We start from the raw sequence: 13,553 nt of genomic DNA, 5'->3' as shown, positions 1-13,553 counted from the left end.
TTTTAGACGAGTAACAGATCAACAAAAGATGCTTGATCCAGATTCCCGAAAAACTCCTGAAGATTAATGTCGGCGAGTCTCTCACTGATTGAGGAACGATCATACGGCGTATCTCGCAGCACTGCTTCCAGCTCCGCTACATCACGTACACCGAAGAAATCTCCGTATATTTTCACTTCTTTCATTTTGCCTTTTTCAATATCAAGCTGAATCTCCACGGTGCCGATATCGAAACGTTTGGATTGACGATAGTTGCTTTTCGGAGACTTGCCGTAGTTCCACTCCCAAGTCTGGTAACGGGAACGGGAAAGCTCGTGAATGTTCTCCCAGTCCTTTTCAGTCAGCTTGTATTCTTCGATCTCCCCTTCTCCAAAAATCGAACGGAGAATCGCCTGACGGAACTCTTCAATGGTCATCTTCGTCTCCAAAAACTCCGAGATGTTGGCGACACGGCTGCGAATAGATTTGATCCCTTTGGACTGGATCTTCTCTGCGTTTACCTTGAGAGCAGACACGACGTTTTCCATCTCCGAATCAAAAAGCAGCGTGCCGTGGCTGAACATGCGTCCTTTGGTCGAATACTGTGCGTTGCCAGAAATTTTCCGTTCCCCGACCTGTATGTCATTTCGTCCTGTCAGCTCTGCTTCTACCCCTAATGTTTTCAAGGCTTGTACCACAGGCGCCGTGAATTTGCGGAAATTGTGGAAGGACTCACCGTCATCATTCGTAATAAAGCTGAAGTTGAGATTGCCCAGATCGTGATAAACAGCGCCGCCTCCAGACAGTCTCCGAACGACATGAATATGATTTTCCTCTACATAAGTTGCATTAATCTCCTCAATAGTGTTTTGGTTTTTTCCGATAATAATAGAAGGTTCATTGATATAAAACAGCAAGTAGTCGTCACTATTGGGCAAATGCTTCAGGGCGTACTCCTCAATCGCCAAATTGATGCGCGGATCTGTAATCCCTTGATTATCGATGAATTTCATGAGATAGCCTCCATCCGTAAGCGTTCTATCTTCCTAATCATACCATTTCCTGCTGGTCTGTACTGCTTTCGAATCTGCTCATGTATGCAGCAACGATGACTTATCTTATTTTTTTTGCTGATTTTTTGAAAATCCTCTATAAAAACGTTTACATATTGTCGATAATTGACGTAATCTAGGGGCAATCATCTTGGTGTTTTCTTTTCTAGATAAAATACTATGGATCAACGAGGTGTTCTTTATGAAAACAGCCAAGTTCTCCCGTTCAAGGTCTCTACGAACTAAGCTCGTCCTGTTATGTCTCCTGCTATTGGCGATTCCTGCCTTAAACATCGGAATTCAGGGCTATTATTCTGCGAGCTACAGCTTGGACGACTTGGGCAGCCGCATCTTAAAAAACAACGTGAACTTGACGATTGAAATGATTGATGTTCTCCAGAAACAGGTCGAAGCTGGCAAAATCAGCAAAGAAGATGCGCAAGAGCAAGTAAAACTTCACATCCTCGGCCCTAAGCAGTCGGATGGAACCCGCTCGATTAACAAAAATGTCGATTCTGGTGCCAGTGGATACATGTTCGTTCTGGATGAGAAAGGTGTCATGCTGGCCTCTCCTTCCATTGAGGGGAAGAATCAGTGGGATGCAAAAGATCCTGATGGTATCTTTTTTACCCAAGAAATGATTAAGCGCGGTCAGGAAGGTGGCGGCTTTACATACTATCAGTGGTCGAAGCCAGCGGAGCCAGATGTTCTCTATCCGAAAATTGCCTACTCCAAGCTAGACCCTCACTGGGGATGGATCGTAAGCGCAAGTAGCTACATGGAAGACTTCAATGCCGCTGCTGAAAGTGTACTGTCTGATTTGCTGATCGTGCTGGGACTCTCCTTGATCATCGGATTCTTCGTCTCGTGGTATGCCTCTGGGTTCATTTCCAAGCCTATTGCCTTGGTTGCCGAACGTGTGAAAGAAATTGCTGGTGGTGATCTGTCCGGGAAAGACATCGTGGTAAAAAACCGTGATGAAATTGGGCAATTGGTCCATGACGTGACCCATATGACAGAGAATTTGCGCGAGCTCATCTCTCGTGTCCGCATCAGCTCTCTGCATGTCGCTTCTACCTCTGAGGAGTTGACGGCGAGTGCAGAACAGACGAGTAAGGCAACCGAGCAAATTGCCGTCACGATGCAAGAGATCGCCGTCGGAGCAGAGGATCAGTCCAAAACGATCGATGGAACGGTTAAGACGATCAACGATATGTCCTCGAGTCTGCAACAAATTGCATCCAGTTCCGAACAAGTCTCTCTGACAGTCGATACAACAAACATGCTGGTCTCAAACGGCAATGATGCGATTGTCGGTAGCATCGCTCAAATGAATTCCATCAACACTACTGTCCAAGAGCTGGCAGAATCAATCAAAATGCTTGGTCACCGCTCTTCGGAAATCAGCAAAATTATTGAGGTCATCACCTCAATTGCCGAACAAACGAACCTGTTGGCGCTAAACGCTGCAATCGAAGCTGCCCGTGCTGGAGAGCATGGACGTGGATTTGCTGTCGTTGCCAATGAGGTACGTATCTTGGCCGAGCAATCTGCAAAATCTACCCAGCAAATTAAAGACCTCATTAGCGCGATTCAAGTCGATACGAACAAAGCCGTATACGTGATGGAGACGACGACATCTGAGGTTTCGGCTGGAATCGAAGTCGTAAATGAAGCCAGCAAGGCCTTCCAGGAAATTTTGTCTGGAACGACAGAAGTAGCACGTCAAATTCAGCAAGTTACCACTGCCACTCATCACATGACAACCGGAGCAGAGCAAGCTGTCCATTCCATTGAAGCGATTGCCACCACTGCGGAGACAACGGCTTTCGGAACACAAAACATTTCTGCTGCCGCTGAACAACAATTAGCCTCTATGGAGGAAATTTCGTCCTCTGCTGCTTCCTTGTCAAAAATGGCGGACGAGCTGCATGAATCGATTCAACAATTTAAGGTGTAAGAATCATCTCTGAAACGAAAAAGGCTGCCTTTGCTGGTCACCCCTGACCTCGCAAACGCAGCCTTTTCCACTCCATATCAGCCTATTTAAGCACGAGGCGGTTGCTCCGCTTCCCACGTAATCGAAATCGTCGTCCCCTGCCCGACAGCTGTTTTCACTTCGATTGAACCACCAAACGCTTCCACTAATGCTTTTGTAATGACCATCCCAAGGCCAGAGCCTTCCGTGCGGGACTCGGTGTCTGTGCCACGATAATACCTCTCGAAAAGTCGATCTGCTGTTTCTTCATCCATCCCACTACCATTATCGCTAAAAATGAGCACAGCTGTTGATGGCTCGACTGCCTGTACGCTGATGGACACAGTCGTACCGCTCTCGTTGTGAATCAAGGCATTAGCTACCAGATTATCCACGATACGCTGAAACCAAGGCTTGTAGACGAGCATGTAAACAGGTTCGGCAGAGGGGGTAAACTGGATGCAGCCTTCCGGGTACAAGGGATGTTTTGCTGCTTCGGTAATGGCTTCAGCAGTAATAACATTCAGGTCAACTAGCTCGACTGTAGGAGCTCCTTGTCCGTTCCTCAATCGATACGTCAGCGCCAAATCGTTGATCAAGTCTTCCATATACGCTGACTTGTCCAAAATAATTTTGGCGAAAGCATGTACCTCTTCTGTCGTCCACGTATACTCGGCATTTCCTAACAAATGCGCGTACCCTTTGACAGAGGACAACGGTGTTTTCAGATCATGGGAAACACCTGCAATCCACTCATTTCTCAATTGCTCCGTTTCTTGGCGAAGCTTTTCGTTGCGGTAAAGCGTTTGCGACAAGGAATCCATCGAATCAATCACATCTTGGTAGATACGGTATTTGCGCTTTCTCTTCCCTCGCTTGTCTTGGCTGAGCGGAACACCCTCCGCATTGGCAGGCTCCTCGTACTTTCCTCCACGCAGAAAGGTCAGCCATCGTAAAACGTGAACAATCGGTGCACCAAATCGCTGTCCGAACAAGTAGGACACAATCCCGAAGACGAACATCGCCGACAAGAGCAACATGCCCATCCCGATAAAAAGGGCCTTACTTTCCGGTGTCAAAAGCGGTTCTTCCCCGGGAGTCGTTCCTGGCAACGGATAACTGAGCACCCAGGTTTGGCCTCTTTTTTGATCATAATGCGATACGATTGTTGCTCCGTAGCGATCTGGGTATATCGAGCGTAGCGCCAGTTCTTCCACCGAGAAATCCTTAATCGCTTTTGCAGGCTTATTGAAGGAAGCCAGCTCTGTTCCCTTCGGATCAAGGAGCTGCACCCAGCCCGCTTTACTCTTCAGTTGATTTTGGATGCTTGGAGGAAGCATGATCTCGTTATTTTTACGATCAGCCTCCTTAATCATCTGCTGCAAGAAGTCGTCATCGCGGTTCGTCATGCCATACAGCAAGGTGTGTGCTACGCCGTCTTTTTCCTGTATCCATAGCGAGAGCTGATACGGAAACGGGCTTTTTCGGAGCCAATAAGCCGTTAATTGGCCAGGACCGTAGTAGCTGGGTACGTCAGGCGGGGTAAAGAAAGAGTCGGTGACATAACCCTTTTCATCAATCCGCTGAAGCCACCCTCCGCTTTCTCGCACCTCCTCGAGCAGCTTCGGGTCAAAACGGACATCCTCTCCCTCTACTTCAATGGTCTGGATCAGCCTCTGCAAGCCGACACTCTCAAATTGACGAGAGGACTGTACTTTTGACATTTCTTCAAGCGTCCAATATAACGTAAACCCGGCTAGCACAAAGAGAATGAGGCCAACCAGCACCAACCACATGATCAGATGGAGCGCGATTCTACTCTTAATATTCATAAGGAAGGCCCTTTTTCACCATTTTGTACCCGAGTCCCCTGACGTTCACCAAAAACTCCGGTTGAGCTGGATCGGGCTCGATGCGCTCCCGAATCCGGTGGATATGTACCATGATGGTGTTGTCGTCACGTAAGCTATTCACGCCCCATACTCGTTCGTACAGCTCGCTCTTCGAAAATATCCGATTCGGATTTTTGCACAAAAATAGCAACAGTTGGAAAACAAGGGACGGACAAGGAATGCCTTTCCCCTCCACACAGAGCTCCCCTGCTGCTTCATAGACTTGAAAACGCCCAAAATCATAGACACCTTGAACGGGTGCTATCTGTACGACCGGGTTCTGTTTGCGTGTACGGCGAAGCAATGCCTTGATGCGTGCGACGATTTCCATCGGATTAAACGGCTTCGTCACGTAATCATCTCCGCCAACAGCAAATCCGGTCAGCTTGTCAAAATCGGTATCTCTCGCACTCAAGAACAAAATCGGCGCATCCGTCAGACGGCGGATGAATGGACAAGCTTCTATGCCGCTCATGTTCGGAAGCGTTACGTCCAGGACGATCAAGTCATAGCTTTTTCGTTCGCATGCATAGAGCGCCTCCTCGGACGTTTTCACCTTGTCGATCGAGTGGAATCCTTCTTTGTGCAGTACGGTCTCAAGCAATTGGAGAATGGCTTGCTCGTCGTCCACGAGAAGGATAGCTGCATCTTTCACGATCACTTCGCTCCTTTTGCGCTTTTGCGTTATCCTCCATTTTATCATGCGCAGTGTCAGCGCGCGTCCGCAACAACCTTAACGGAATCATAATTTTGCTGCGTTCGATTTAAGCATCCTGTAAGGCAGCGTTTCATGTCCGATAAGAGTGGCTTTCTATAATAGAGCTAGCGCTAAGAAAAAGATAGGAGTGGCGACATGAAAAACGTATGGATTTCACTCGGGGTAGGAGCAATTCTTTTGACAGGATGTGCTACGCAATCAGAAGCAACCGCAATTCCCTCTACTACTGAATCCCCCACAAAGAAAGAAGAAGGTGCAAAGACGATGACGGTTAAAACGGAATCTTTTGTGCAAGCTCTCCTTAACGGAAAAATAGAGGATGTATATGACCAAACAAGCTCGTCATTCAAACAGCAGGTTTCAAAAGCACAGTTTGTAGAAGGGTATACTGCTTTTAGCTCGGGGTTGAAGTCGTGGAATCACCATTCCCACACGTCCGTAAACGGCAGTGATTATGACACTTGGGTGGATCAGGACGCCAAACGGGGCCTTGTCCTTACGACAGATGAAAAAGGGATCATTACGGGCGTTTTATTAAAGCCGCTGCAAAGCTACCCTGACACCGACAATGCTTTGACAAAGCTAGCGTATAGCGCACCGTTTGCAGGTGAGTGGTATGTGTTTTGGGGAGGTCAGAATGTTCTTTCAAACTATCACTATGAGGTCGAAAGCCAACGATATGCATACGATCTGATTCAGGTCAAAGACGGATTTTCCTACAAGGGTGATCCTGCGAAAAACGAGAGCTACTTCGCATTTGGGCAAGAAATACTAGCACCCCAGACAGGAACCGTCGTGCATGTCGTCAATGATATCAAAGATAATGTCCCTGTGGGAGCGATGAACGCACAGCAGCCCGCTGGCAACGTCGTCATCCTCGATCATGGCAACGGAGAATTCAGCTACTTCGCCCATTTGAAGGAAGGCTCCGCCAAGGTGAAGGTTGGCGATCGTGTGGAGAAAGGGGATTTGCTTGGGGTATGCGGCAACTCTGGCAATTCCAGCGAGCCTCATCTGCATTATCAGGTTTCTGACGGTAAAGATTTGTTCAATAGTAAATCCATTCGCGTACAGTGGGAGAACGGATTGAATCCGCGTCAAGGTGAAAGCATTACCGCGAAGTAAATCGTATAGCTGTTATACAGCGGTAGCCCATCCTTTGGTCTTGTATCCAAAGAGATGGCCTGCCGCTTTCTTTTAGAGGACAATATCATACTCCATCGTCTTCGCAGTCTGTTCTGCTACTTCCGCACCTACTAATCGTTTAATGATGTGAAAGGACATATTGATACCCGCTGAGATTCCAGCAGATGTCACGATATTTCCTTCATCCACGAATTTTACTCCTTTTTGCACAATGACTTCTGGAAATTCCTTTTCCATTCGATCGAGACTGGCCCAATGGGTCGTTGCCTTTTTGCCCGATAATAAGCCTGCTTTTGCAAGTAAAAAAGCTCCTGTGCAGACAGAGGTCATCAGCTCCACCTGCTGCATTTGCTCACGAATCCATTTGATCACCTGCTCATTATGAACTTCTCGTTCCCTCGCACCTATCCCGCCAGGAATGATGAGAATATCAAAAACAGGCATATTGGCAAAGCTGTAATCAGGTTGAACCTTCAGACCATTCAACGTCTGAATCATGCTCCCTTTTTCCGATACCGTTTTTACATGAAAAGGTATATGGCTGTCATTTTCCATAGATGTCACCGAGAATACTTCAAACGGACCTGCAAAATCCAACACCTCCACATCGTCAAATAAAAAAATTCCTACTCGCCATTGCTTGGTCTCCATGTGGATCTCCCCCCTTTCATGTTTGGATATATTTTACAACATCTATTTACGGAACATCTCTAGTTTTTTTAGTTGTAAGATTCTGCTAGAGTCATGAATAGAAGAAAAAATAATGGAGGAGGTCCTCTGTCTGATGAGTACCAGCCCGAATATTATAGAGGTCGCGTCCCTCATAGGAGAACCATCCCGCGTCTCCATCCTGGTCAGCCTGATGAACGGCAAGGCACTCCCCGCCAGTGAACTCGCACGAACCGCAAAAGTCACCCCCCAAACGGCAAGCACGCATTTGGCAAAGCTGGTGGAAGGCGGTCTTTTGGTCAGCGAGTCACACGGCCGACATCGCTACTATCGTCTAGCCAGCCCTGATGTCGCCCATGCCCTAGAATCATTAATGACGATCGCTGCCCCTAAGCCTGTTCGTTCCTTGCGCGAGTCCGACCAATTACGAGCCATCCGGTATGCTCGCACCTGCTACGACCATCTCGCAGGCGAAGTAGGCGTTGCCCTGACGCAGAAATTGCTGGAATTGCAGTTGATTGAAGCATCCGGCCAAGACTACGTGCTCAGTGAAGCGGGAAAAACCAAGCTGCAATCACTCGGCGTAGACCTTCAGGCCAAGAAGAAGAGTAGACGTCGCTTTGCCCGTCCGTGTTTGGATTGGAGCGAGCGTCGCCACCACTTGGCAGGCAGCCTCGGAGCTTCACTCACCAACCGTTTTTTTGAGCTTGGCTGGATCGAACGAGTGCCGGGCGGGAGAGCAGTCCGTGTCACGCCGTTAGGCAGCTCTGGATTTATGACCGAGTTCGGACTGCATGTAGATGAATGCAAAAAGCACAGCTAGCTACTCTGCCAGCTGTGCTTTTTCACTTACTTGCCTCCGCGGGGAAAACGTCCAGTTCACCAGGAAAATCCCTGCAAAAATCAACAATCCTCCCACATACACATGCCATTGCACTACCTCACCCAGCAACACCCAACCCGACAAAACACCGAAGAACGGAGCGAGGAACAAGAAAGCACTCGTCCTGCCTGGATCTCCGTGATTCAGCAAGTAAAACCACGTCGCAAACTGCACAATGGAAGCCATGATCGCGAGCCATAGGACGACGAACACAGCAGTCGGTGTCACAATCAGCTTCGGCGTTTCCAGCGTGAACCCCATCACGAGGAGAAGAATTCCTCCGAACAACATTTGATAGGCTGTCATCACCCACACGTTGAATCGGACTCCCCACTTTTTGACGAGGATCGTGGCAATTGACCACGCAAGGGCGGACCCGATACCAAACAACGTTCCCGTCTCCCATTGCAGATGGAAGCCCAGCGTGATGAACACCCCAACCAGTCCAATCAGAACACCCATCCATTGCGTCAGCCGATAGGATATGCCTAGAAACAACGTTCCCCATACGACCACGAGCAGTGGGTTCATAAACGTCAGGATCGAGGATTCACCCGCTGTGATCGTACGCAGACTCAAAAAGATACATCCCATGACAGCAGCCGTCTGCAAAAATCCAATCAAGCATAGCTTCCCCCAGTCACCCGCCGACTTCGGGAGCGGTTTTTTCCATACCCATGCGCCCATGATCAGTCCTGCCAACGTAAAACGCAGTCCTACCAGTAGCAATGGTGAAAAATAGGCCAATCCAATCTTTCCTACTGCAAAAGACGAGCCCATCAATGATGTCGTCACGACGACAAGTATGCCGAACAAAATTCGATTCATTACGTTGTTCCCCCGTTTCAGGCAAGCTACTTGTTTCTTCTTACATGTAGTGTACCTGACGGTTAGTTCGATGAGCGTCGAAGTGTGCAAATGGTTTACAGTCGGTACTTCTCCACCATTTTGATCCCGATTTGATTCAGCAAGAAAGCGAGTACCTTCCAGACCGATTGACGATAAAACGGCAAATGTTTGACATACACCGCTGTATATTCCGGTTCCCCCTCGGCTCCCCTGTCCGCTTTGAATGCGCCTACGCCCGCACTTTGATGAAGTAGGATGCCTTTGCTCTGTGCTTCTTGAACCAAGAGGCATGACAGCATCCGATACAGTCCGGTCTCTTTGGGGAGCGTCGTATCGTAGCCGAATAGCGGCGTTGTCATGACACCATTGCGCTCAAAATAGCCAAGAATGCCGTCCAGTCGTCCGTCTTTTTCCAAGCCGATGAGGGTCAATATCCTCTTTTGCATCGCCAGTTGGACGAACTCCACCGAAAACTGTGGATTATGCTGGGAGTATTTATCCAGATACAGCGCGTTATATAAAGCAACGATTCGCTCGACATGCTGTTCCCCCAGCTCCTCATGACGCAGGATGCGATAGCCGGATTTGGCAAGCATTTTTCGATCGCGGTTGAGCGTATTGCGGACCCGCCACTTGCCCTGCGCTGGCCAATCGGGGTGAAACAGGTAGACGTAGCGGCTGGGGACCATGAGATAGCCCTTCTCTACGAGTCCCTTGTGGAAATCCGGATACAGCCTGCGACAAACAGATCGAAACGCGATGATATGATCAGGGAACTTTTGGATGCCGTTTTCCGTGATGTCCTTCACTTCATCTGCACGCACATCATGATACAGATTCGTCGATAACAGCCAATTGTTGACGATGACCATTTGATTGCATTGGCTTTTTTTCATCCAGCGTCCAAGCCCTGTGAGTACAGTCGACAACACCCGCCTCAGCGCCACGGAATCGAGCATGCCTAGCTCTTCCTTCGCATATGTCACGTAATGGGTAAACACCGAACTGACATACGAATTGTCATACTCGGTATCGTTCACCGTTACGGGCATGATCCGATCGCCTACACGGAGTGCATGCATCTGCGTTTGTACATTTTGCACATAGCGGGATGGTTGTTCCGTCATCATGGGCAACAAATAGCTTTTGACGTAGTCAGCATCCTGCGCCTGTTCCCAAGGGATTTGCCCCGCCGAGGTCCCTTCATACCATTCAATCAATTGCCTGCTCACCTTGAACAAACATCCTCTCTACCCGCCGCAATTTTTTCGTACCGAGATCCAACTCGTACGGTGCAAACACAATCGCAGGCAATTGTCCTTGCTGATCGGCAATGACTCGCTTCAGGCCTTGGCGTACTCGCTCCTGCTCTTGCGTGGACGGTCCTTCCCCATCCTTCATGAGCAGTGCTACCTCAACTTTCTCGTAGCTTAGCTGCCGTACCGTATACTCTTCGACCTCATCAGACGAGGTAATGACAGCCCGACGGATGAAATCAGGAAAGACCGATATCCATCGCGCTTCGTTTTCATGGCGAAAAACAAACAGATCATCTGCCCTGCCCTCAATCGATTCCAGCGCCATAAATACAGAGCCGCACAAACATGGCGTACGCTTTTCCGTCAAAATGTCGTTCAATCGATAACGGATAACCGGCTGTGTCGTCCGGGAAAAGTCTGTGATGATCGGAAAGAATCGCTCCTTTTGCTCATCGAGATACTCCTTTTCCACCACCACGAGGTCTTCATTGACATGCAACGTCCCGTGTGAGCAGCTCACCGCAAGCAGCCCTTCTGTGCATTGATAAATTTGATGCACAATCTGCCCAAACACTTCTGAGATGTACGTTTGATCCAACGGGTCCAGCACTTCTGCCACCGAGATCACCTTAATCGGAGAAATCCGCAATTTCCCTTGACGCTGGGCAGTCGCGAGCATTCTCAACATCGAGGCTGGCGCAACCAACACCGTCGGCTGATACTGATTCAGGTGATCAAGGTGCTGATCGAGCGGTATTTGCAAATCAAAGAACGAGAATTGAATGCGACGTCTGTTGACCGCCGTATACAAGTTGCTATTCGCTCGCAAGAAAAAAGCAATCCGATGTGTCGACCATAGCTGACCAGGCAGTGCTTTCGCCAAAATCACCCCTGCCCATTTCGCCTGCTCCTGCGGTCCCACGAGAAAAAGTCCGCGATTGCCAGACGTCCCAGAAGACAAGCCAACGGTCACGCCATTTAATTGGGGAGTGAAATCGCGTGTCGTTTCTGCTTTCAGTGCAATCGCAAATGCTTCTTCCTTCTTGATCCCGCACGTATTCAGCTCGTCAAAATGATCCATCATGCGCTTTTTATCAACCGGCTCCATCTGTCTCCATTGTTCTGGCGTTACCAATCTCTTTCGGTAAAAAGGAGAGGCTGGAAAAATGCGAGACAACATCGCTCTGACCTGCGCTTCTTGCCATTTTACTAACTGCTCACGCGAGGAAAATCGACGGGCAAGCCACTTCGTTTTTACATACTGCTTCAAGAGCGTCATGATCTCCATGTGAACTCTCCTCTGCTGGCTTGCCAGACTTCCCCGCAGTGTGTCGGCATGATTTTCATGTCGGGACGTTGGCGGGATAGTACATGCAGCTTGTGCAAATGCTCACGATACGCCTGTCGATCCGCCATGATCAACATAGCTAGTGGATGAGGCAGCAGGTTGCCGCGATAGGCTTCACTCGACCAAGCGGCATCCGCGCACAAAAATACATCCCCATGATCCCGGTCGCGCAGGAACACACCAAACTGCCCAATTGCATGTCCGTTCAGATCGACGATGTACAGACTCTGATCCGCAAATAAATCGTAGCCTTGGGTGTATGGCGCGTAAGCATCAGGCAATGTCACCAGCCTTCCGCGATCAATGAAAGTCACCCGTTCTTCGAAATCGTCCGGCATCAAATCAGGCAAGTACGCCTCCCGCAGCGCCGCCCAACCCGTCTTTCCTTTGACGTGGTTGTAGGCACTCTCGAAGCAGTATAGTCGCGCATGCGGAAAATCTCGCAGACCGCCGATATGATCGGCATGAAAATGGGAAATGAGAATACCTGCTATCTCTGTCGTTTTGATTCCGCGTGCCGCGAGCTGCTCAAAAATACTCTCATGTGCCTCCGAGAATACGGGCGTTATTTTGCCGTACAGCGAATAAGGAAGCTTGCTCGTGGCATCAAAAAAGCGCTGTGAATAGCCCGTATCAAAGAGCAGCATTCCGTGGACGGGATGCTCGATAAGCCCTGCGATGGCGTGAAACGGAATATTTTTCATCCGGCCGCCTTTTCGTGAAAACATCTCGAGCTGTTGGCAGTAGCCTGTATCCATCAGCGTCAGTTTAACGTCCATCATGCGTCCTCCACCATTCTGTAAACGTCTCTATGCCTTGGGCAATGCTCACCCGCGGTTCATAGCCCAGATCGCGCTTCGCCTTTGAGATATCCAAGGTTTGTGATTTGGCGAGCACGCCTACCGAGTAACGCGTCAGGACCGGCTCGCGATAACCCAAAACGGTCTTGGAGAGTGTCTCAAGCACCCAAGCTGCCGCATACGCCTTCCAATATGGCAGTTCGCGCGTTTTCAGCGGAACCTCCAAGCGACGAAACACATCTGACAACACCTCGATCATCGTCACTGGCTCTCCATTTGTAATGTTGTATGCCTGTCCCAATGTGTGCGCTGGAGAATCCATGCACAAGATCAGCGCGTCCACGACATTTTCCACATACGTCAAATCAATGATCGCTTTGCCTCCGTCGATCAGCGGAACGAACTTCTTTTCATTGGCGCGGATCAATCTGGGAAGGATTGCATTGTCCCCTGGGCCAAACAAGGCCCGAGGACGAATCGTTATCGTCCGAAGCCCTGCAAGAAACGCCTTGTCGACTTCCAGCTCCGCCTGATATTTGGTCTGTGCGTATGTATTGGCAAACAGTACGGGCATCGGCTCATCTTCGCGGATTCCCAGCTTGTCGTCAAAAGCAAAATAAATACTCGGCGTCGATACATGGATCAGACGCTCGATTCCGTGTTGCTTGCAGCCTTCGATGACATGAATTGTTCCTGTCACATTCGTCTCGTACATGTCACGGTACGTTCCCCACGGGGAGGAAAAAGCAGCCGCGTGATGCACGATGTCCTGATCGCGGCAAGCCTTCACCATGGCTTCTCTGTCTCTTAGGTCTGCCCGAAGGAATTGGATGCCTCGCTCCTGCAATTGCCGGCCGATCTGCTCGTCTCTCCCTTGCGCTGTTACCTCATAGCCTATTTCATGCAGGCGTGTAGCCAGCTTCTGTCCGAGAAACCCCGTCGCCCCTGTTACTAGAACTCGCTTGTTCATTTCTTCCTCA

The 13,553-nt window shown here is 49.3% G+C and carries 12 protein-coding genes; 3 read left to right on the top strand and 9 right to left on the bottom strand.

From position 1 onward, the window contains the following. Positions 1 to 2 precede the first annotated feature (2 nt). Positions 3 to 992 carry a lipoate--protein ligase gene (locus PMI05_RS28480; protein WP_007729480.1) on the bottom strand — a complete coding sequence of 330 codons (990 nt, stop codon included), beginning with the start codon at positions 990 to 992 and terminating at the stop codon, positions 3 to 5. Positions 993 to 1,233: 241 nt separating this feature from the next. On the opposite strand from PMI05_RS28480, the gene PMI05_RS28475 reads away from it, so the two are divergent. Next, positions 1,234 to 2,991, top strand: a complete 1,758-nt coding sequence (locus PMI05_RS28475) for a methyl-accepting chemotaxis protein (protein WP_007729478.1) — start codon at positions 1,234 to 1,236, stop codon at positions 2,989 to 2,991. Between the two features lie 86 nt (positions 2,992 to 3,077). On the opposite strand, the gene PMI05_RS28470 is transcribed toward PMI05_RS28475, so the two are convergent. Together PMI05_RS28470 and PMI05_RS28465 are read right to left on the bottom strand one after the other, a co-directional pair. Continuing rightward, complete coding sequence (locus PMI05_RS28470; RefSeq protein ID WP_007729477.1) at positions 3,078 to 4,841, bottom strand: sensor histidine kinase KdpD; 1,764 nt, start codon at positions 4,839 to 4,841, stop codon at positions 3,078 to 3,080. Continuing rightward, positions 4,831 to 5,556, bottom strand: a complete 726-nt coding sequence (locus tag PMI05_RS28465) for a response regulator transcription factor (protein ID WP_007729475.1) — start codon at positions 5,554 to 5,556, stop codon at positions 4,831 to 4,833. Before PMI05_RS28465 ends, PMI05_RS28470 begins: the two co-directional genes overlap by 11 nt. 198 nt (positions 5,557 to 5,754) lie before the next feature. Between PMI05_RS28465 and PMI05_RS28460 the strand changes: the two genes are divergently transcribed. Further along, entirely contained in the window at positions 5,755 to 6,744 is a 990-nt protein-coding gene (locus tag PMI05_RS28460; protein WP_007729473.1) for a M23 family metallopeptidase, read from the top strand. 72 nt (positions 6,745 to 6,816) lie between these two features. Here PMI05_RS28460 and PMI05_RS28455 read toward each other — a convergent pair whose 3' ends face one another. Next, entirely contained in the window at positions 6,817 to 7,416 is a 600-nt protein-coding gene (locus PMI05_RS28455; protein ID WP_007729470.1) for a DJ-1/PfpI family protein, read from the bottom strand. A 133-nt stretch (positions 7,417 to 7,549) separates the two neighbouring features. On the opposite strand from PMI05_RS28455, the gene PMI05_RS28450 reads away from it, so the two are divergent. Then, on the top strand, positions 7,550 to 8,257 hold the full coding sequence (locus PMI05_RS28450; RefSeq protein WP_007729468.1) for a helix-turn-helix transcriptional regulator: 708 nt from the start codon (positions 7,550 to 7,552) through the stop codon (positions 8,255 to 8,257). Here the strand turns inward: PMI05_RS28450 and PMI05_RS28445 are convergent, their stop codons facing one another. From PMI05_RS28445 to PMI05_RS28425, 5 genes are all read right to left on the bottom strand, one after another. Beyond that, positions 8,258 to 9,145: a DMT family transporter gene (locus PMI05_RS28445; RefSeq protein ID WP_007729465.1), complete on the bottom strand. Its 888-nt coding sequence runs from the start codon at positions 9,143 to 9,145 to the stop codon at positions 8,258 to 8,260. A gap of 95 nt (positions 9,146 to 9,240) precedes the next feature. Further along, positions 9,241 to 10,386, bottom strand: a complete 1,146-nt coding sequence (locus PMI05_RS28440; RefSeq protein ID WP_039961585.1) for a GNAT family N-acetyltransferase — start codon at positions 10,384 to 10,386, stop codon at positions 9,241 to 9,243. Then, positions 10,379 to 11,713 carry a F390 synthetase-related protein gene (locus PMI05_RS28435; RefSeq protein ID WP_007729461.1) on the bottom strand — a complete coding sequence of 445 codons (1,335 nt, stop codon included), beginning with the start codon at positions 11,711 to 11,713 and terminating at the stop codon, positions 10,379 to 10,381. Before PMI05_RS28435 ends, PMI05_RS28440 begins: the two co-directional genes overlap by 8 nt. Next, positions 11,701 to 12,555, bottom strand: coding sequence for an MBL fold metallo-hydrolase (locus PMI05_RS28430; protein WP_238543374.1), 855 nt, complete (start codon positions 12,553 to 12,555; stop codon positions 11,701 to 11,703). The genes PMI05_RS28435 and PMI05_RS28430 overlap by 13 nt, the downstream gene beginning before the upstream one ends. Further along, the gene (locus PMI05_RS28425; RefSeq protein WP_007729456.1) at positions 12,542 to 13,543 is read right to left on the bottom strand and encodes an NAD(P)-dependent oxidoreductase; all 1,002 of its coding nucleotides are present in this window, start codon (positions 13,541 to 13,543) and stop codon (positions 12,542 to 12,544) included. The genes PMI05_RS28430 and PMI05_RS28425 overlap by 14 nt, the downstream gene beginning before the upstream one ends. Positions 13,544 to 13,553 lie beyond the last annotated feature (10 nt).

It is taken from the genome of Brevibacillus sp. BC25, assembly GCF_000282075.1.
In the GTDB taxonomy this organism is placed as follows: Bacteria; Bacillota; Bacilli; order Brevibacillales; family Brevibacillaceae; genus Brevibacillus.
Note: the sequence above shows the minus strand (reverse complement) of the source record. Positions and strands in the feature narration are given on the sequence as shown.